Source organism: Streptomyces sp. cg35 (assembly GCF_050410835.1).
Taxonomy (GTDB): domain Bacteria; phylum Actinomycetota; class Actinomycetes; order Streptomycetales; family Streptomycetaceae; genus Streptomyces.
Map to the genome: position 1 here is coordinate 7994693 of NZ_CP191268.1, position 18395 is coordinate 8013087.

17 protein-coding genes are annotated in these 18395 nt (G+C 72.7%); 6 read left to right on the forward strand and 11 right to left on the reverse strand.

All coding sequences use genetic code 11. The annotated features are described in order from the left end of the window. Positions 1-40 precede the first annotated feature (40 nt). Entirely contained in the window at positions 41-1291 is a 1251-nt protein-coding gene (locus tag ACQUQD_RS36925) for an amidohydrolase family protein (RefSeq protein WP_428956567.1), read from the reverse strand. Between the two features lie 146 nt (positions 1292-1437). Here ACQUQD_RS36925 and ACQUQD_RS36930 point away from each other — a divergent pair, with 146 nt between their 5' ends. After that, complete coding sequence (locus ACQUQD_RS36930; protein ID WP_428956568.1) at positions 1438-2547, forward strand: acetamidase/formamidase family protein; 1110 nt, start codon at positions 1438-1440, stop codon at positions 2545-2547. 4 nt (positions 2548-2551) lie between these two features. Here ACQUQD_RS36930 and ACQUQD_RS36935 read toward each other — a convergent pair whose 3' ends face one another. The 5 genes from ACQUQD_RS36935 to ACQUQD_RS36955 all read right to left on the reverse strand — a co-directional run bounded on the left by ACQUQD_RS36935 (position 2552) and on the right by ACQUQD_RS36955 (position 5506). Continuing rightward, the gene (locus ACQUQD_RS36935) at positions 2552-2842 is read right to left on the reverse strand and encodes a hypothetical protein (RefSeq protein WP_428956569.1); all 291 of its coding nucleotides are present in this window, start codon (positions 2840-2842) and stop codon (positions 2552-2554) included. A 148-nt stretch (positions 2843-2990) separates the two neighbouring features. Next, positions 2991-3905 (reverse strand): phosphotriesterase family protein, encoded by a 915-nt coding sequence (locus ACQUQD_RS36940; protein WP_428956570.1) that lies wholly within the window; start codon positions 3903-3905, stop codon positions 2991-2993. Continuing rightward, positions 3899-4483: a DUF4865 family protein gene (locus ACQUQD_RS36945; protein WP_428956571.1), complete on the reverse strand. Its 585-nt coding sequence runs from the start codon at positions 4481-4483 to the stop codon at positions 3899-3901. The genes ACQUQD_RS36940 and ACQUQD_RS36945 overlap by 7 nt, the downstream gene beginning before the upstream one ends. 14 nt (positions 4484-4497) lie before the next feature. Beyond that, a complete protein-coding gene (locus tag ACQUQD_RS36950) occupies positions 4498-4899 on the reverse strand; it encodes a (R)-mandelonitrile lyase (RefSeq protein WP_428956572.1) in 402 nt (133 codons plus the stop codon). A gap of 10 nt (positions 4900-4909) precedes the next feature. Then, positions 4910-5506: a TetR/AcrR family transcriptional regulator gene (locus tag ACQUQD_RS36955; RefSeq protein WP_428956573.1), complete on the reverse strand. Its 597-nt coding sequence runs from the start codon at positions 5504-5506 to the stop codon at positions 4910-4912. Positions 5507-5686: 180 nt separating this feature from the next. Here ACQUQD_RS36955 and ACQUQD_RS36960 point away from each other — a divergent pair, with 180 nt between their 5' ends. The 3 genes from ACQUQD_RS36960 to ACQUQD_RS36970 are packed head-to-tail and all read left to right on the forward strand — an operon-like array spanning position 5687 to position 9317. Further along, positions 5687-5992 carry an SHOCT domain-containing protein gene (locus ACQUQD_RS36960; protein WP_428957745.1) on the forward strand — a complete coding sequence of 102 codons (306 nt, stop codon included), beginning with the start codon at positions 5687-5689 and terminating at the stop codon, positions 5990-5992. After that, on the forward strand, positions 5989-6759 hold the full coding sequence (locus tag ACQUQD_RS36965; RefSeq protein WP_428956574.1) for an ABC transporter ATP-binding protein: 771 nt from the start codon (positions 5989-5991) through the stop codon (positions 6757-6759). The genes ACQUQD_RS36960 and ACQUQD_RS36965 overlap by 4 nt, the downstream gene beginning before the upstream one ends. Next, positions 6756-9317 (forward strand): ABC transporter permease, encoded by a 2562-nt coding sequence (locus ACQUQD_RS36970; RefSeq protein ID WP_428956575.1) that lies wholly within the window; start codon positions 6756-6758, stop codon positions 9315-9317. The genes ACQUQD_RS36965 and ACQUQD_RS36970 overlap by 4 nt, the downstream gene beginning before the upstream one ends. Positions 9318-9344: 27 nt before the next feature. Here ACQUQD_RS36970 and ACQUQD_RS36975 read toward each other — a convergent pair whose 3' ends face one another. Then, on the reverse strand, positions 9345-9857 hold the full coding sequence (locus tag ACQUQD_RS36975; protein WP_428956576.1) for an ATP-binding protein: 513 nt from the start codon (positions 9855-9857) through the stop codon (positions 9345-9347). Positions 9858-10060: 203 nt separating this feature from the next. Beyond that, complete coding sequence (locus ACQUQD_RS36980; RefSeq protein ID WP_428956577.1) at positions 10061-10375, reverse strand: hypothetical protein; 315 nt, start codon at positions 10373-10375, stop codon at positions 10061-10063. A gap of 327 nt (positions 10376-10702) precedes the next feature. Between ACQUQD_RS36980 and ACQUQD_RS36985 the strand changes: the two genes are divergently transcribed. Then, positions 10703-11845, forward strand: coding sequence for a PLP-dependent cysteine synthase family protein (locus ACQUQD_RS36985; RefSeq protein WP_428957746.1), 1143 nt, complete (start codon positions 10703-10705; stop codon positions 11843-11845). Positions 11846-11912: 67 nt separating this feature from the next. On the opposite strand, the gene ACQUQD_RS36990 is transcribed toward ACQUQD_RS36985, so the two are convergent. Both ACQUQD_RS36990 and ACQUQD_RS36995 read right to left on the reverse strand, forming a co-directional pair. Continuing rightward, complete coding sequence (locus tag ACQUQD_RS36990) at positions 11913-12407, reverse strand: SRPBCC family protein (RefSeq protein ID WP_428956578.1); 495 nt, start codon at positions 12405-12407, stop codon at positions 11913-11915. Between the two features lie 86 nt (positions 12408-12493). After that, positions 12494-13321 carry a DeoR/GlpR family DNA-binding transcription regulator gene (locus ACQUQD_RS36995; protein WP_428956579.1) on the reverse strand — a complete coding sequence of 276 codons (828 nt, stop codon included), beginning with the start codon at positions 13319-13321 and terminating at the stop codon, positions 12494-12496. Positions 13322-13531: 210 nt separating this feature from the next. On the opposite strand from ACQUQD_RS36995, the gene ACQUQD_RS37000 reads away from it, so the two are divergent. Continuing rightward, positions 13532-15976 (forward strand): hypothetical protein, encoded by a 2445-nt coding sequence (locus tag ACQUQD_RS37000; RefSeq protein ID WP_428956580.1) that lies wholly within the window; start codon positions 13532-13534, stop codon positions 15974-15976. On the opposite strand, the gene ACQUQD_RS37005 is transcribed toward ACQUQD_RS37000, so the two are convergent. Then, positions 15946-18363, reverse strand: coding sequence for a right-handed parallel beta-helix repeat-containing protein (locus tag ACQUQD_RS37005; protein ID WP_428956581.1), 2418 nt, complete (start codon positions 18361-18363; stop codon positions 15946-15948). The two genes, ACQUQD_RS37000 and ACQUQD_RS37005, sit on opposite strands and share 31 nt — an antisense overlap. Positions 18364-18395: the final 32 nt, after the last annotated feature.

The window sequence follows — 18395 nt, forward strand, 5'->3', positions numbered from 1 at the left end:
ACTCCTGTGGCAGGCGGCGGTGAGGAGGGGGGCGGGGCGATCAGGCGGGCAGCAGCTCGGTGGTGGACCGGGTGCGGGCGACCACGCGGCCGGCCTTCACCACGTACGCACGGGCCGGGCGCTCCAGGAGGACGTCGTCGAACCGTTCGGTGTCGAGCACGACGAGGTCGGCGGCGGCGCCGGGCCGCAGGCCGTACCGGTCGGCGATCCCCACCACGCGGGCCGCGCCGTGCGTCGCCATGTGGACCACCCGCGCCAGATCGTCGGAGCCCGACAGGTGCCCGGTCTGGGCGAGCAGCAGGCCGACCTCCAGAAGGTCCGCGGTGCCGTAGGGGGTGAACGCGTTGCGGATGTTGTTCGACGAGTACGCCGTGGTGAGGCCGTGCTCCCACAGCTCGCGGACCGGCGCCACGCCCCGGCGCACCGCGTACTCGTCGCGCCGTCCGCCCAGGTGCAGGTCCGTCGCGGGAAGCGGTACGACGGCGACCCCCGAGGCGGCCAACTCCTTCATCAGGGGCTCCCGTTCGTCCTTCGGGAGCCCGCCCAGGGCCGTCATGTGGCCGAGCGTCACGCGGCCCGACCAGCCGGCGCGCACCGTCGCCCGGGCGATGTACGCGGCCATGGCCTGGCGCGGGTCGCTCGCGTCGTCGGCGAAGTCGGCGTGGATGTCGACGGGGGCGTCGAACTCGGCGGCGAGGTCGAACACCTGGTCCACATGGCGTCGGCAGTCGTCCGCGTTGGCCTCGTTGTAGGCGCAGCCCCCGACCACGTCGGCGCCCCGCCGCATCGCCTCACGCAGCAGATCGAGGGTGCCGGGCGCCCGCAGAATGCCCTCCTGCGGGAACGCGACGATCTGCAGATCGACCAACGCCCGGTACTTCTCCCGCAGTTCGAGCAGTACGTCGACGCCGAGCAGGCCCACGATCGGGTCGACGTCGGGGTGGGCGCGGATCAGGGTCGTGCCGTGCGTGACGGCCCACTCGATCACCCTGCTCGCGCGGTCGCGCACATCGGCGTACGTGAAGCCCTTCTTCAGTTCGCCGGTGACGGAGATCGCCCCGTCCAGACTGCCGTCCGGATTCGGCCGCAGATCGTCCAGCAGGGCCTTGTCCAGGTGGAGATGGGATTCGATGAGCCCGGGCAGCACCACCCGGCCCGCGCAGTCGATCTCCTCGCGGGCGGTGCCGGGCAGGTGCGCGGCCAGGCCGGTGACGATCCCGTCGGTGACGGCGATGTCCACCGGGTCGGGCGACCGCTCGGGGCGGGTGTTGCGCAGCATGAGGTCTGTCATCGGTGGCTTCGGTCCTCTCGGAGCGTCGCGGCGCGTGGACAGAATCCTGTATACGGACGACATGTTTCGGCCGAAGTCCCGTACGGCGCGGCGCGATCCACCGGATGTAACGAGCGGGAAACCCGGCTGTGCGACCGTCGGCTGCCATGATCACTCTGCAGCCGGGACAGGGCCCCGTGGACGGCGACCACTATCTGCCCGCCGAGGCCGACGCCGTGCACTGGGGGCTCTTGCCGAACGCGGCGAGCAAGCCCCGGCTCACCGTGGACCCGGGAGCACGCGTCACCCTCGACACGATCAGCCACGAAGGCATCCTCGGCGACCAGGGCCGGGACCCGGCGACGTTCTTCGCCGCGTCCGGCATCCCTGGTGACGCGCTGCTCCGCGACGCCGTCGACCTGGCGGCGGGCTCCCGCCCGCACGACCCCCAGGTCCACGGCCCGCACGTCGTCACCGGCCCGATCGCCGTCCGCGGGGCCCGCCCCGGCGACGTCCTGGAGGTCGAGGTCCTCACCCTGCGCCGCCGCGCGCCCTACGGCGTCATCAGCAACCGGCACGCCAAGGGCGCCCTGCCGGGGGAGTACCCGCAGCCCCCGGCAGGCCATCCGGACGGAGCGCCGGTCCCGCCGGTCAGCCTCGTCGCGACCGTCGGCGCCGACGGAACCGGCCGCCTGCCGGTCGGCGACGGCCGCGAACTCGCCTTCCCGCTCCGCCCGTTCCTCGGCATCATGGGCGTCGCGCCGGACACCACGGAGCCGGTGCACTCGGTGCCGCCCGGCCGCCACGGAGGCAATCTCGACATCCGGCTGCTGGGCACGGGCGCCCGCCTGTACCTGCCGGTGCAGGTGCCCGACGCGCTCTTCTACGCGGGCGACCCGCACTTCGGCCAGGGCGACGGCGAGGTCGCGCTCACCGCGTTCGAGGCGCCGCTGCGCGCGACGCTCCGCCTGACCCTGCACCGCGACCCGGCGTCCCGCGCACTGTCGGCCGCACTGCGCGCCCCGTACGCCGAGACCGCCGACGAGCACCTCGTCATCGGCCTCGACCGCGACCTCGACGAGGCCATGCGGCACGCGGTCCGTGACGCCCTCGCCTTCCTCGACCACCACTGCGGCATCCCGGGCCCGGTGGCCCTGGCCTATCTCAGCGCGGCGGGCGACTTCCACGTGTCGCAGGTCGTCGACATCGTCAAGGGCGTCCACGGGCGGCTGCGCAAGGCGGACCTGGAGCCGCTCCGGATCCGCCGGATCGGCTGAACCCCTACTCGGACCAGTCGAGTTGCGATTCCGGGACACCCGAGCGGCGGGCCTGGGCGCGGGCCCGCTCGCGTCCGGCCGTGTCGCCGCGCCGGTAGCGGCACACCTGGCCGGCCAGGACGACGTACACCTCGGTGTCGCTGTGGAAGTCCGCGTACCAGCCGCCGTCCGGCGACAGGCACTCCGAGAGGGCGCCGGCCAGCGCCGGGCCGTGCCGCTCCTCGGCCTCGAAATCGAGCAGCGTCCAGTCGGCGGGCTGCCCGTGACCGGCGCCGACGCCGGTCACCCGACGCACCCGGACGAGAGTCAGTGGTATACCACTCAACTCGGTTTCTTTACGCAGGCTTTCAGCGACCAGCACACCTGAGAGCACGCCGTACCCTTCTCGCCCGCCCGGGCACCCGCCCGGACGCTCGCCCGGACCTTCATCCACCAGGATGCCGTCAGGCCCACTCCACCGCGAACGCCTCGGCGGGATTGTCCACGAACACCCGCGTCACCGCCTCCTTGCCCAGGGCCTCCTCCAGCCGTGGCCGCACCCGGCGCAGCAGATACGGCATACCGGGCCCGCCGCTCACCGACCGCGCCCCGGCCGTCGTCGTGTCGCCGCCGAGCAGCAGCCGGTCCGTGAACCCGGCCCCGGCGAGCGCGGCCATCGCGTCCGGCATCCGCCAGTCCGTCGCGTGGTTCGCCCGGGAGGGCCCGTCGAAGGCGAGGTACGCCCCCGAGCGTGCGGCCTCCCGCTGCGTCACGAAGTCGGGCGAGCGATTCAGGTGCCCGAGGATCACCCGGCGCGCCGGCACCTCCAACTCCCCGCACAACAGGTCCAGTACATCGAGCGCGCCCGTGCCCAGCTCATGGTGCACGGCGATCGGCGCCCCGGTCGCGTGGTGCGCCTCGGCGGCGGCCCGCATCGTCCATCGCGCATGCGCGTCCAGCGCGTGGAACCCGCCGGCGACCTTGATCAGACCCGCTCGGACACCGCTGCCCGCGATGCCTTCGGTGAGGTCGCGCACGAACACCTCGGCGAGATCCTCGGCGCGATCCGCCAGCAACTGCGGTGCGTAGTGCGCCGCTTGATGCATGCCGGTCGCGGCCACGATCCGTACCCCGGTCGCCGCCGCGAGCGCGGGCAGCTCCTCGGCCCGCCGCCCGAGCCCGTACGGCGTCCACTGCACGACGGTGCCGCCGCCGACGGCCGCGAACGCCTCCAGTTCCCGCTGGGCGAGGCCGACGTCGTCCAGCTCCTGGCCCGGCAGCAGCGGGCTGCGGAAGAAGAGGTGGTCATGAGCGTCCACGACACCCAACTCACGTGGACGTATGTCGCCTTGGACCGTGCGGACGACCTCGTTCACCACTGCCTCCCTCGTTGCAGTCGCTCCCGTTCGGGCTGCGACACGTGCAGTACCTGATAGATGTCCCCGGGCGTCTTGGGCGGGGTGTCGTCCCAGACGGAGAAGGTCAACAGCTCCCAGGTGCGCGGGTCGACAGCGGCCGCAGCGAACAACACCCCGTCCGTCGAGGCGAGTCGAGCCACCTCCTGTACGGACTCCGCCGTCAGCTCGGGGAGTTCGGCACCCGCCTCCACCGGCATGCGCCGTCGCACCGCGGTCCGCGCGGCCCCCGTGGCCGTGGCACCCTCCTCGTACGCGACGCCCGCCCAGTGCTGGACCACGGGCCGGCCGAAGTCGGCCACCAGGCCCTGGAAGGCGGGGCCCCACAGGAACGTGTTCATCCCCTCCGGTGTGCGCCACAGGTACAGCGGCGCGTACGCGTTCACCGGAGAGCTGTCGACGCCCTTCTCGCGCATCAGGTACGCCTTGACGCCGAGCCCCGCGAACGTGTCCGTGAAGGCGTGCCGCGTCGCCACCCGCTCCCGGATGATCCCCATGTCGTAGTCGGCCGGGAACGTCACTTCGTACTGCATCGCGTGCATCGTCGTGCCCTTCCTCAGCGCGCCGGGTAGGCCTCGTCGTCGCCGACGTGTTCGCCCCAGCAGGTGGTGGTCCCGTCCGGCGCCGCCTCGACGGCCGCCAGGTGCGTCATGAAGGTCCGTGGTCCCGCGCCGTGCCAGTGCCACTCGTCCGGCTCGATCCAGACGGTGTCGCCGGCCCGGATCACCTCGACGTCGCCGCCCTCGCGCTGCACCCGGCCCTCGCCCTCCAGGACGTGCAGGACCTGGCCGTGCGGATGGGTGTGCCACGCCGTGTGCGCGCCCGGGGCGAAGTGGACGTTGAACATCCGCAGCCGGGAGGGGAGTTCGGGCGCCGCGACCTCGTCGAGCCAGACCGCGCCGGTGAAGTTCTCGGCCGGGCCCTGCCGGGTGTCGGGGCGGGTGCGCGTGATCTGCACGTTCGTGTCCTCAGTCGGTCGAAGGGGCGGAGGCGGGGGAGGGGGCGAGGAGCGCGAGCAGGCCGCGCGCACCGGCGTCGAAGGTGCCCGTGTCGCCCGAGGCGCGGGCCAGGACGTAACCGCCCTGCACGGTCGCCACGATCGCCGACGCGATGTCGTGCGGCACGAGGTGCGGGGCGAACTCGCCGCTGTCGACGCCCTCTTGGACCACCTCGGCGAGCCGGGTCCTGACGTGGGCGATGGTCTCGTCGACGGGCGCGCGCAGCTCCTCGCTGGCGATCACGTCCGGGTCCATCGTCAGACGGCCGACCGGGCAGCCCCGCATGACGTCACGCTCGCGCAGCAGATACGCCTCGACCCGCTCGTACGCCGACCCGCCGGTGCCGAGCAGCCGGTCGACCACGGCCCGCATCTCCTCGCCGGTGCGCCGGATCGCGGCCAGTGCCAGATCCTGCTTGCCGGTGAAGTGGTGGTACATGCTGCCCTGGCCGACGCCCGCGCGCTGCAGGATCGCCTTCGGGCTGGTGCCGACGTAACCGCGCTCCCACAGGAGCTCGCGGGTCGTCTCGATCAGTCGCTCCTGAGTGCTCATGAGCTCACCGTACATACTAGTAGTTACAGAAGGCAAGAGGGGCCGGGAGCAGGGCCGCACCCCTCCTCGTACTCCCGCGGTGGTACGCGGGGTGCCGCTGGCCGTACGACGACGTCGACCCCCGGCCGGCGCGACGCTCGACTCATCACCCACAACAGGTGGAACCCCCTCCGGCAGACCTGGGAGATGAGTAAGATGCAGACCCTCGCGCACTTCGGCGGCGACGGCCCCGGCCCGTGGATCCTTCTCTTCCCGCTGATCTGGGCGGCCGTCGTGGTCGGCGGCGTCACGCTGCTGCGGCGCACCGTCCGGCGCGGCGGGCGCGGACCCTGGCGGCCCGGGCCGCGCGTCGACGAGCACTCGCCGATCGCCGTGCTCGGCCGCCGCTTCGCCGCCGGTGAGATCGACGAGGACGAGTACTGGCGCCGGCTGACCGTCCTGAACGAGGAGTTCGGGCACTACGCCACCGGCGGCAGGCCCGCCAAGGGCGGTGTGGCATGACCACCGCGACGCTCACCCGCACCGCGGCGCGCGTCGAGCACGCCGTCAAGGTGTACGGCCGCGGCGACACCGCCGTCCGTGCCCTCGACGGCGTGAGCGTCGGTTTCCGCGCCGGACGGTTCACCGCCATCATGGGCCCCTCCGGCTCCGGCAAGTCCACGCTGATGCACTGCGCGGCCGGGCTCGACACCCTCACCGAGGGCTCCGCCCACATCGGGGACACCGACCTGAGCGCGCTGGACGACCGGCGACTGACCCTGCTGCGCCGCGACCGCGTCGGCTTCGTCTTCCAGGCCTTCAACCTCGTGCCGACGCTGACCGTCGCGGAGAACATCACGCTGCCGACGGACCTCGCCGGTGCCCGCCCCGACGCCGACTGGCTCGACACGCTCATCGACGCCGTCGGCCTGCGCGACCGCCTGCACCACCGGCCCGCCGAACTCTCCGGCGGGCAGCAGCAACGCGTCGCCGTGGCACGGGCGTTCGCGGGCCGGCCCGATGTCGTCTTCGCCGACGAACCCACCGGCAACCTCGACTCCCGCTCCGGCGAGGAGGTCCTCGGGCTGCTCGGCCGCACCGTGCGGCAGACGGCCCGCACCGTCGTCATGGTCACTCACGACCCGGTCGCCGCCGCCCACGCCGACGAAGTCGTCTTCCTCGCCGACGGCCGCCTCGTCGACCGCATGGAGCACCCCACCGCCGAGAAGGTCCTCGACCGCATGAAGGCCTTCGACAGCACCGCGTCCCGAGCGGCAGGTCCGTCATGAACGCAGCCGTGCGTCTCAGCCTGAAGTCCCTGACCGCCCACAAACGGCGCTTCGCCGGTACGTTCACCGCCGTGCTGCTCGGCGTCGCGTTCCTCGCGGGCACCCTCGTCATGGGCGACACGCTCCGCGCGAGCTTCGACTCCATGTTCGCGGGCGCCAGCAGCGGTACCGACGCCGTCGTACGCAGTACGAGCGTCATCACCACGCCCGGCGAGAGCCAGGGCACCCGCCGCCCCGTCGACGCCTCACTCGCGGACGACCTCGCCGAGGAGCCCGCGGTCGCCGCCGCGGCACCGAACATCCAGGGCGCGGGCCAGCTCCTGGCGGCCGACGGCTCACCCATCGGCGGCCAGGGCCCGCCCACCCTCGCCGGCAACTGGATCGACGACCCGGAGCTCAACGCGTACCGGCTCGCCGAAGGCCGCACCCCGCAGAGGTCCGGAGAGGCCGTCGTCAACCGCGGCGCCGCGCAGCAGGGGCACCTGAAGATCGGCGACACGACGACGCTGCGCACCCCGGAGCCGGTGCAGGTGACCATCGTCGGCCTGGCCACGTTCGGCGGCGAGGACGGCATGGCCCAGGTCACCTTCACCGGCCTGACCCAAGCCGACGCCGAGAAGTACCTCACGGCGAAGCCGGGGGAGGCCGCGACGATCCAGGTCCGCGCGGCTCCCGGCGTGAGCCAGCGGCAGCTCGTCGACACCCTGGCGGCTCGTCTTCCCGGGGGAGTCGAGGCCCTCACCGGCGCGGAGTCGGCGCAGGAGAACACCGACATGATCTCCGGCCAGTTCCTGAGCCTGTTCACCACGTTCCTGCTCGTCTTCTCCGGCGTCGCGCTGCTCGTCGCGACGTTCTCGATCCACAACACCTTCGCCATCGTCGTGGCCCAACGCACCCGCGAGAACGCCCTGTTGAGGGCCCTGGGCGCAGCCCGCCGTCAGGTCACCGCGGCGACGCTCGTCGAGGCGGGCGCCGTGGCCGTCCTCGCCTCGGCCGCGGGTCTCGCGGGCGGCATCGGTATCGCGGCCGGACTCCAGGCGCTGTTCCCGGCCATCGGATTCCCCTTCCCCGACGGCGACCTGGTGATCAGCGCCCTGTCGATGCTGCTGCCGTTGGCCGTGGGCGTCGTCGTCTGCCTGGGCTCGGCCCTGCTGCCCGCCCTGCGCGCGGGACGCACCGCACCGCTCGCCGCCCTGCGGGAGACCGCCGTCGACGCCTCGGGTGCTTCCCGCCGCCGCGCCGTCCTCGGTGGCACGCTCGGTCTCGCCGCCGTCGCCGTCACGCTGGTCGGCGTCCTGGCCTCGCCGTCCCTCGCGTCGGCCGGCACCGGCGCCGTTCTGCTCCTCGTCTCGTTCGTCGTGCTCGGCCCGGTCGCCTCGACCGCCGCCGTACGCGTCCTCGGCAGCCCGGTGGCCGGGCTGCGCGGTGTCACCGGAGGCCTCGCCCGCCGCAACGCCCTGCGCAGCCCGAAGCGGACGGCGGCAACCGCCAGTGCCCTGATGATCGGTGTCGCCGTGGTCTGCCTGTTCACGGTCTTCGGGGCCTCCCTGAAGACGACCATGAACCAGACGGTCGACCGGTCCTTCGCGGGCGACGTCGCCGTGTCCACCCCGTCGTTCGGCGCGGGCGGCAGCGGCCTCAGCCCGCGACTCGCGCCCGCCGTCGCCGAGCGGCCGGAAGTCGCCACGGCCGTCGGGCTCGGCCGGGGCGTCGCGGACGTCGACGGCAAGGGCCGCGCCCTCACCGTCACGGACCCGGCCGCACTGGAGCGGGCCTTCGACCTCGGTACGGTGCAGGGCTCCATGAAGGACCTGGGCGCCGACGGCATCGCCCTCACCCGCACCGAAGCCGACCGGCAGCACCTCACGGTCGGGGACACGGTCCGGCTCGCCTTCACCGACGGGACGAAGGAACCCTTCACGGTCCGCGCCGTCTACGGCCGCTCGGAACTCGCCGGCGACTACGTCATCACCCGCGAGGCCTGGGCGCCGCACCGCACCCAGGACGCGGACACGCTGGTCTCCGTCACGTTCAAGGACGGCGTCACCCAGGCCGACGGCACCGCCGCGGTCGAGAAGGTCGCCGCGGCGTACGGCAATCCGGAGGTGCAGACCCGCGACGAGTACGCGCAGTCCGCGGCGGGCGGCATCGACATGATGCTGACCCTCGTCTACGCGCTGCTCGCCCTGGCCGTCCTCATCGCGCTGCTCGGCATCGCCAACACGCTCACGCTCGCGGCGCACGAACGTACCCGTGAACTGGGCCTGCTCAGGGCCGTCGGCCAGACCCGCGGCCAACTGCGCGCCATGGTCCGCTGGGAGTCCGTCCTCGTCGCCGCGTTCGGCACGGCCGGCGGTCTCGTCCTCGGCGGGTTCCTCGGCTGGGTCCTGGTCGAGGCGTCCGACGGCGCGAGCGACAGCGCCTTCGCGTTCACGCTGCCGCCGGCGCAGCTCGTCGTGGTGGCCCTGGTCGGGCTCGCGGCCGGCGCGCTTGCCGGACTGCGACCGGCCCGCAGGGCGGCACGCCTGGACGTACTGCGCGCCATCGCCACCGAGTGACGTACGGGAGCGGTCGTCACCGCCCGGTCAGCCTGCGACGGCCGACCGGGCGGGAGCATGCCCCGATACGTGCCGCTCGGGAGCGTCGGCACACAGTGCGGCCGCGGACCCGTACACCGGATACGGGGGCAGAGCCACCGCGGGCGACGGGGCGGGCAGCGTGAACCAGACGACCTTGCCGCCGTCGCCGTGCGGCCGCACTCCCCAGCTCTCGCTGACCGCGGCCACCATGGCGAGACCGCGGCCGCAGGTCGACAGCGGCTCCGCGTCGCGCACCACGGGAAGGCGTGGATCGTGGTCGAGGACCGAGACCGTGAGCCGCTCACGGAGCAGCTCGATCTCCACGGTGCACATCTTGTCCGGCTCGGCGTGCCGGTGGACGTTGGTCAGCAGCTCGGTGACACCGAGCGCGGCAAGGTCGATCAACGGATCGAGATGCCAGTAACGCAACTGCGCCGATACGATTCTGCGGACCTGTCCGATCCGCGACGGCAGGGCTTGGAGCTCCACCGCGCAATGCCTGCTCGGCTGGCTGATCACGGCTGCGACTCCCCGAAGTGAGGTCCGGAAGACGAGAACGCATCGAGCGGAGCGACCACGCTGTGACAGGACCGCCCGCTACGTGTCCGGCGGGCTGGTTCGCAGCGTCATCGCCGGTGCACCCTGAGTAGTGATGTGTGACCAGCGTGACCCAGGGGATGCGGGCGTGCAACTTCGGCGGCTGTTCCCGGTGCTGCTCCGGGTCAGGTGGCGCGCGCCGCGGCGCTGCGGACGGCCTCGATGAACCGGCGGGCGGCGGGCGGCCCGGCCTCTCCGCTCTGGCCGCCGAGACGCAGCAGATAGCGCCGGCCGTCGACCTCCGCCGTGGCGCGGTCCTCGGAGCCGAACCAGGGCTTGCCCGCACGGACTTCACGCAGCGGCGCGCTGTCGATCTCGCTGCCGTAACTCGTCAGCAGTTCCAGCCTGCCACCCGCGATCCGGATCTGTCCGGCCCGGGTCAGCGAGCGCAGCCGCCGCCCGATCCGCACGCCCGTCGCCGTGAACTCCGGCTCCGCCATGCTGTTTCGCCCCCTTGAGTGCCTTCGTGCGGTGCAGTCTGCACGCACCGGGCCAGGAGCACCAGTGTGCATGTGGACGCGGTGTGAAGCGGTAGGCGCAAACGGAATATGCGCCCCCTCGCCCGAGCGTTCCCCAGCTGCGCCAGGCGTGCCTTTGAGGTGCTCAAAGGCGTGTTTATGCAGGTGAGAAGCGTGTGGAAGGTGTCTATGATCGAGGCGTCCGGTCACTTCGGCCGGACCCGCACCGGCTCGCACGGCACCCCCTTCTGTGAGGTCTCGCCCGGGCCGACGCTCGGAACGACGCGAAGGAGCCGCGCGGTGAGCATGATGCAGCAGGGTCGCCCCGCGGGCGACGGTACGGCGGGGGAGCCGATGACGACGCTCGATGTCGACCACACGGACTCCGCATACCGGACGTGGCTGAAAGAGGCTGTCCGAAAGGTCCAGGCCGACAACAACCGCTCGGCGGACACCCACCTGTTGCGCTTCCCGCTCCCCGAGCACTGGGGCATCGACCTTTATCTGAAGGACGAGTCGACACATCCCACCGGCAGCCTCAAGCACCGCCTCGCGCGCTCGCTCTTCCTCTACGGGCTGTGCAACGGCTGGATCCGGCCGGGCCGCCCGGTCATCGAGGCGTCCAGCGGCTCGACGGCCGTCTCGGAGGCGTACTTCGCGAAGCTGATCGGCGTCCCCTTCATCGCAGTGATGCCGCGTACGACGAGCGCCGAGAAATGTCGACTGATCGAATTCCACGGCGGCCAGTGCCACTTCGTCGACGACTCCAGAACGATGTACGAGGAGTCGGCGGCCCTCGCCGCCCGCACCGGCGGCCACTACATGGACCAGTTCACGTACGCGGAGCGGGCCACGGACTGGCGCGGCAACAACAACATCGCCGAGTCGATCTACCGGCAGATGGAGCTGGAGCGCTACCCCTGCCCGACCTGGATCGTGGCGACGGCCGGCACCGGCGGCACCTCGGCCACGCTGGCCCGCTACGTGCACTACAACCAGCACGACACCCGCGTCTGTGTCGCCGACCCCGAGAACTCGTGCTTCTTCGAGGGCTGGACGACCGGCAATCCCGACGCCACCAGCGACTGCGGCTCCCGCATCGAGGGCATCGGCCGCCCCCGCATGGAGCCGAGCTTCGTGCCCGGCGCCATCGACCGCATGATGAAGGTCCCCGACGCGGCGAGCGTCGCGGCGGTCCGCGCCCTGGAGCAGGCCATCGGCCGCAAGGCGGGCGGCTCGACGGGCACCGGCCTGTGGAGCGCGCTCAAGATCGTCGCGGAGATGGTGGCCGAGGGCCGCAAGGGCAGTGTGGTCACGCTGCTGTGCGACCCGGGCGACCGGTACCTGGACAAGTACTACTCGGACGAGTGGCTGGCGCAGCAGGGGCTGGACATCGGGCCGTACGCGGAGGCGATCCGGCTGCTGCTGGAGACGGGGGAGTGGCCCCGATAGGTCCCCTCCGGCCGATCACGGCCCCGCGCCGCGTGCGGAACGAGGTCCGGGGCGACGCCCCGTGACCTCAACTCTCGGCGCGGGGTGCCGAAGCCAGCCGCCGCTCAAGCGCCCCCACCGCGTCCCGGAACGCCCGCCCTAGCCCGGCCCGCCCCACCTTCAGCCCGATGCGGAACGGCGCGGCCCCGTCCGCCGCGAAGGTCCACTGAACCCGCGCGCCACCGGGCACCTCGACGATCCGCCACTCCTCCAACAGGGCCCGGATCCCCGGTGCGTTCGTCTCGTCGACCCGGTACGCGTAGACCGCGTCCGGCTCGGGTTCGGCGGCCACGATCGTCTCCAGGAACCGCGTCCCGCCCTTGAGGCGGACCTCCCGCCGGGCCCCCTCGTCGAGCGGCCGGGCCAGCGTCACCGCCGAGAACCACTGGGGCCACCCGGCGACGTCCTCGGCGAGCGCCCGGTACACCGCCCCGGGCGAGGCCGACACCTCGCGGGCGAACACGAGCCGGACCGGGGCGGTCTCGACGAAATCGAGGCCGACAGGCAGAAGACGGCGTGCCATGAAGGTTCAGCCCCCCTACTGGACGCCCCAACGGGCAAGCGGAACAGACTGGTTGACCGGGTACGGACACCATAGCTGGCAGTCCGTCAGATGTCTGTACCGGACTCCGGCTCACCGGCGACGACGAGCCGCACGTGCTCGGAGACCTCCGCGCGCGCCTCCACCGGCAGCCCCGCGTCCGTCACCAGCGTGTCCACCTGATCGAGGGCCGCGAACGAACTCAGGCCCACGGTGCCCCACTTGGTGTGGTCGGCCACGACCACCACGCGCCGCGCGGACTGCACGAGCCGCCGGTTCGTCTCCGCCTCCGCGAGGTTCGGCGTGGACAGGCCGGCCTCCGGGCTTATGCCGTGCACCCCGAGGAACAGCACGTCGAAGTGGAGCGCCGCGATGGCCTGGTCGGCGACCGGTCCCACCAGCGAGTCGGACGGCGTGCGCACGCCACCGGTCAGCACCACCGTCGCCGCGCCCGGCCGGCTGCCCGAGCTGCGCTGCGCCGCGTGGAACACATCGGCCACCCGCACCGAGTTGGTGACCACCGTCAGGTCCGGCACGTCGAGCAGGTGCTGCGCCAGCGCGTACGTCGTCGTGCCACCGGACAGCGCGATCGCCGTACCGGGCGCGGCCAGGGCCGCCGCGGCGCGCGCGATGTCCTCCTTGGCGGTCAGCTCCAGGCCGGACTTCGCCTCGAAGCCCGGCTCGTGCGTGCTGGCCTCGACCACCGGGACGGCGCCGCCGTGCACCTTCTCCAGGACGCCCTGCCGGGCCAGCGCGTCCAGGTCACGGCGGACCGTCATGTCGGACACGCCGAGCTTCCTGGTCAGTTCGTTGACCCGGACGCCGCCGCGGCGGCGGACCTCCTCGAGGATCAGGGCGCGGCGCTGCTCTGCGAGGAGGTTCTGATTCTCGCTCACGTCCCGTCGGGTCCCTTCGCCTGGTCACGCCTGCCACACGGCCTGCTCTGGTCTGTCATCCTCGCACGCGCCACCGACACGCGTACCACCGCCCGCGCGTGCGACCTGCATCTCCCCGACACAACGATCGGGGAGATTCCGTGACGAGGGGTGCGGACGGGAGCGCTGAGCCGGGATCCTGGTGGAGTTCAGAACGGGGGACACCACGACATGGCGCGCGAGAACCTTCAGAACCGCGAAGACCTTGAGAACCACGCGGACCTTCAGAAGCACAAGGATCTTCAGAACCACACATCCCACGAGAACCACCAGGCCCACGAGGCACGGGCAGCGGACGAGACCGCTCTGGAACTGCTCGTCCACGGAGTCGGCGGCACCACACCCCAGGAGATGCTCGACGACCCGCGCACCGTGCGGGTGTCGGGCGACGAGACGGCGGCGGTCTTCCGACGCGTCGACGACGTCGACGCGGAGAGCAGACCCGAGGACTACCGGGGCAAGCCCGTTCCCGAGGCGTACGTCTGGTGCAACCTCACCTCGGGCAACGGCTCACGGGCCCTGTGGCTGGTGCTGCTGCCCTTCATGATCGTCAACCTCGCCCACTGGATGCGGCCCAACGCCCTCCGCAAGTCCGGCGCCGTACGCTTCTACGGGCTGCTCGTCCGCCTCGCCGGACTGACCCTCACGGTCCTCTTCGTCGCCGCCGCGTGCGAGGTCGCCCTCGATCTGACGGCATGGCAGTGCGCGGGCACCGCGGCGTGCGGCGAACAGCGGACGTGGCTTGGCTTCCTCGCCGTCGACGCGCACGGCGACGGCGGCTGGTGGAGCCAGCCCGGCCGCCGCCTCGCTCTCGCCGCGCTCGTGCCCACCGCCCTCACGGCCCTGCTCTGGTACCTCTCGCACCGCACATGGAGCGCCTACGAGTCCCACCTCCCGCCGTCGCACCAGCCCGAACCCGACGACGGCGACACCAGCACCGCCCTCGGCAAACCCGGCTTCTGGTACGGGCGCCGCCTGGTCGCACGGCTGCGCGCCGCGCACTCCGCGGCCGGCCTGCTCACCGTCGCCGCCGCCGTCGGCACCGCGGCGGCCCGCCACGACCGGGCGCCCGGCGGCCCCGTGCTCCTCGACATTCTGGGCCGCATCCTCGTCGGCGCCCTGCTCGTGGGGGCGGTCGTCGTCATCGGCGTCGTCGCCCACCGCGGCCGCAGCGAGAACACGCTGGACGTCGGCCTGGACCGCGTCCTCGTCCGCGTTCTGCCGTACGGGGCGCTCGCCCTGCTCGCGCTGAGCATGCTGTACGCGGGCTGGTCCCGTCCCGGATGGAGCTCGTCCGGACGGCTGCCCGGCGACGTGACCTTCGGCGGCATCGCCCTCGTCCAGGGCTCCCTGGTGGTGGCCCTCGCCGTCGTCGCCAAGGTGATCTACGGCAGGGCCCCCGACCGCCGAACCGCCCTGCGCGGCCTCGGCGGTCCCGCCACCGCGATGCTCGCCTGCGCCCTCGGCGGCGTGATGACCGGCGGCGTCGCGCAGCGCGTCGCCGACTGGCTCGACGGCACCAGCGGCCTCATCAAGGGCCCGCCGGTCCTGCTCTCCTGGCAGGCGTCGGTGATCCCGCCGCTGCTGGTCGTCATCGCCGCCTTGTGCGCCGCCCTCGCCGTCCGCACCGCGCGCGTCAAGAAGCGCGAGACCGCCCAGGTCCGGATCGACTACCACCTCGACGGCCGGCCCGGCGCGAGCGGCGAACCCTCCGACGAGGCCCGTACCGATCGCATCGCGGGCACGCGCGCGCGTGCCGCCCTCACCGACCGGGCCCCGCTGATGATCGGCGTCATCTCGTCCGTGACGCTGCTGCTCGGCGCCCTCGCCGTGGCCGGCGCCTGGTCGACCGGCGACGTCCCGGGGGCCGCGGCCGAGGGCACGTACTCCGTCGTCGAGGGCGCCGCCGACACCGCGCAGGCGCTCGGCTCCTGGCTGATCGGCGTCGGCTTCATACTGTTCGTCACCTGGGGACGCCGCGCCTACAAGGACCCCTCCGCGCGCCGCACCATCGGCATCCTCTGGGACGTGGGCACCTTCTGGCCGCGTGCCGCGCACCCCTTCGCGCCCCCCTGCTACGCGGAGCGCGCCGTCCCCGACCTGACCTGGCGCATGGACACATGGACGCGCACCACCGGCGGCCGTCTGGTCCTGTCGGGCCACTCGCAGGGCAGCGTCCTCGCCGCGGCGGCCGCCTGGCAGCTCCACCCCTCGGTGCGCAAACGCGTCGGACTGCTCACCTACGGATCACCGCTGGAGCGCCTGTACGGGCGGTGGTTCCCGGCGCACTTCGGACCCGCCGCCCTGACATCCCTGCACCGCCAGGTCGACTGCTGGCGCAACCTGCACCGCAGGACCGACCCCATCGGCGGCCCGATCCGGCTGTCCGGCGACTGCGGTCCGCAGGTCGACCACCCGGCCCTGCTCGACCCGCTCGCCTACGGCCGCACCGAGCAGCACCCGCTGCCCGCACCGATCCTGGGACACAGCGACTACCAGGCCGACCCGGTCTTCGCCGAGGAACGGGGACGGCTGCTGGCCCGCCTGAAGCCGGGCCTCCCGCAGCCGCGGCCCGAGCGCGAGCCTCAGGGCAGCTCGGGGAGGTCGTCCGGGTAGAGGAGCGTCAGGTCGTCGGTACTGGGCTCGTCGACCTGGGCGACGCGTCCCGCGTGCCGCTCCACCATCGACTCGAACGTCTGGCGCGCCGTGCGGCCGTTGCCGAACGCCGGGCCCTTCGGGATCGCCGTGAAGTACTTCAGCAGCGCTTCGGGCGTCCCGGCGGCGAGCCGGTACTCGTGCTCGTCGGCCTGCTGCTCCACGATGTGCAGCAGCTCCTCGGGAACGTAGTCGGAGAAGGTGATGGTCCGTGAGAAGCGGGACGCCACACCGGGGTTGACCGACAGGAACCGCTCCATCTCCGCGGTGTAGCCGGCGACGATGACGACCACGGCGTCCCGCTGGTCCTCCATCAGCTTCACGAGCGTGTCGATCGCCTCACGGCCGAAGTCGCGCCCGGAGTCCTCGGGGGACAGGGCGTACGCCTCGTCGATGAACAGCACGCCGCCCTGGGCCCGTTGAAAGGCCTCCTGGGTGCGGATCGCCGTCGACCCGATGTGCTCGCCGACCAGGTCGACCCGGGACACCTCGACGAGATGCCCCTGCTCCAGGACGCCGAGCCCGGCCAGGATCTCGCCGTACAGACGCGCCACCGTCGTCTTGCCGGTACCGGGGGAGCCCGTGAACACCAGGTGACGTCGCACGGACGCCGCCTTGAGGCCCGCCTCCTGGCGTCTGCGGCCCACCTCGATCATGTCCGTGAGCGCCCGCACCTCGCGCTTGACGCTCTCCAGGCCCACCAGGGCGTCGAGCTCACCCAGCACGTCCTGGGACGGACGGGACGCCTTCGGCGCAGACTCCGCCGACTCCGCGGCCGCCGCGGGCCGCTGGTCGGGCAGGGCGCTGAGCAGCCCGACCGACTGGGTGGCGGTCTGCACGGCCGGTTCCGGGGCGGCCGGCGCGCCGCCCGGGCGGACGCCGCCGCTCTCGTCGCTCGTGCACTCCTCCACGAGCGGGCCGTCCTCGGCGAACTCGTAGCCACCGCGCGCACACCGCTCCGTACGGCACTTCTTCAGGGTCGTACGGCAGCCGTCGATCACGTGGAATCCGTAGCCGCCGCTGCCCGTCACGCGGCAGCCGGTGAAACTGCCCCGGCCGCCGGCGGACACGTAGAAACCCGCTTCCGCGGGAGCCGTGACCGTGCAGCGCTCGATCGTCGGGTCGGCGCCCTTGGTGACGATGACGCCGGTCTGGATCGTGTCCACCGTGCAGTTGGCGAGCGTGCCGCCGCTGCCGTGGTCGCGGAACCAGGCACCGGTCGCGGCCTCACGGATGCGGCAGTCGTCCAGCTGCGCGGTCGCCCCGTCGCTCACCGACACCGCGGTGTTGCGCACCTGGGACAGGTCGCTGTCGACGACGTCGACGCGCGAGCCGCGGTCCAGCACGAACAGCGCGTCCGGCACGTCGTGCACCCGGCACGCGTCGAGCACGGCGGTCGCGCCGTCGCTCACCCACACCGCCGGGTAGTCGCCGGTGCTGTCGTGGATCTCGCACTGATTGGCGTCCACGCGTGTGCCCGGGTCCCAGACCGACAGACCGTTGCGCCCGAACATGCGCACCGTGGACCGCGTCAGCGTGAGCACGGACCGGGACCGCAGATCGATCGCGTTCTCCGGAATGTCGTGGATGCGGCAGTCCGCGAGCGTGAGCACCGCGTCCGTGTCGAGCGTGACGCCGTCGGCCGTCGTGCGGTGCACGTCGCAGTCGGTGAGGTGGGCCGTGGCGCGGCCGGTGATCTGCACGCCCGAGCCCTTGACCTCGTACACCTCGCAGCCCACGGCCTCCAGGCCGCTGTGCTCGCCGGTCGCGGACAGCCCCGAACCCGAGGTGTGGTGCACCCGGCAGCGCTCCAGGCGCGGGTGCGCGCCGCCGCGTACGGCGACCCCTGCTTGACCTGCGGCCACGACCTCGCACTCCTCGAAGACGCCGCCCCCGCCGTCCAGGACGGCGATGCCGATGCCCGCGGGATTGTCGACGACGCAGCGCCGCACGGTCGGGCGCGCGCCGCCGCGCACCTCGATCCCGGAGGCGGACCGGGTGACGACCCGTATGTCGACCAGCTCCGGGGCGCCCTCCTCGACGAGCAGCGCGGGCGCCGCCGCGTCCTGCCCCTCGATGTGCAGGTCCTGCACGGTCGCCGAGGCCCGCACGGTCAGCGGCACCCCGTCGACGGGCGCGATGCGCACCGAGCCGGGGGAGCCCTCGGGGCCGCGCAGGGTCACCGCCCGCTGAACGACCAGATTCTCTCTGTACGTGCCCGCGGCGATGGTCAGGACGTCTCCATCACCTGCTGCTTCCAGGGCGGCGGCCAGTGACGCGTACTCACCCGTGCGGCGCCGCCACCGCGATGTGCCGGTGTGCGTCACCTGGACCGTGCCCTGTGCCATGGCGCTGATCTGCCCCCACCTCGTCGTACGCG

Coding starts and splice junctions, on each gene's coding strand:
- ACQUQD_RS36925 (WP_428956567.1), bottom strand. CDS start 1,291: ATGACAGACCTCATGCTGCGCAACACCCGCCCCGAGCGGTCGCCCGAC.
- ACQUQD_RS36930 (WP_428956568.1), top strand. CDS start 1,438: ATGATCACTCTGCAGCCGGGACAGGGCCCCGTGGACGGCGACCACTAT.
- ACQUQD_RS36945 (WP_428956571.1), bottom strand. CDS start 4,483: ATGCACGCGATGCAGTACGAAGTGACGTTCCCGGCCGACTACGACATG.
- ACQUQD_RS36955 (WP_428956573.1), bottom strand. CDS start 5,506: ATGTACGGTGAGCTCATGAGCACTCAGGAGCGACTGATCGAGACGACC.
- ACQUQD_RS36960 (WP_428957745.1), top strand. CDS start 5,687: ATGCAGACCCTCGCGCACTTCGGCGGCGACGGCCCCGGCCCGTGGATC.
- ACQUQD_RS36965 (WP_428956574.1), top strand. CDS start 5,989: ATGACCACCGCGACGCTCACCCGCACCGCGGCGCGCGTCGAGCACGCC.
- ACQUQD_RS36970 (WP_428956575.1), top strand. CDS start 6,756: ATGAACGCAGCCGTGCGTCTCAGCCTGAAGTCCCTGACCGCCCACAAA.
- ACQUQD_RS36980 (WP_428956577.1), bottom strand. CDS start 10,375: ATGGCGGAGCCGGAGTTCACGGCGACGGGCGTGCGGATCGGGCGGCGG.
- ACQUQD_RS36985 (WP_428957746.1), top strand. CDS start 10,703: ATGCAGCAGGGTCGCCCCGCGGGCGACGGTACGGCGGGGGAGCCGATG.
- ACQUQD_RS36990 (WP_428956578.1), bottom strand. CDS start 12,407: ATGGCACGCCGTCTTCTGCCTGTCGGCCTCGATTTCGTCGAGACCGCC.
- ACQUQD_RS37000 (WP_428956580.1), top strand. CDS start 13,532: ATGGCGCGCGAGAACCTTCAGAACCGCGAAGACCTTGAGAACCACGCG.
- ACQUQD_RS37005 (WP_428956581.1), bottom strand. CDS start 18,363: ATGGCACAGGGCACGGTCCAGGTGACGCACACCGGCACATCGCGGTGG.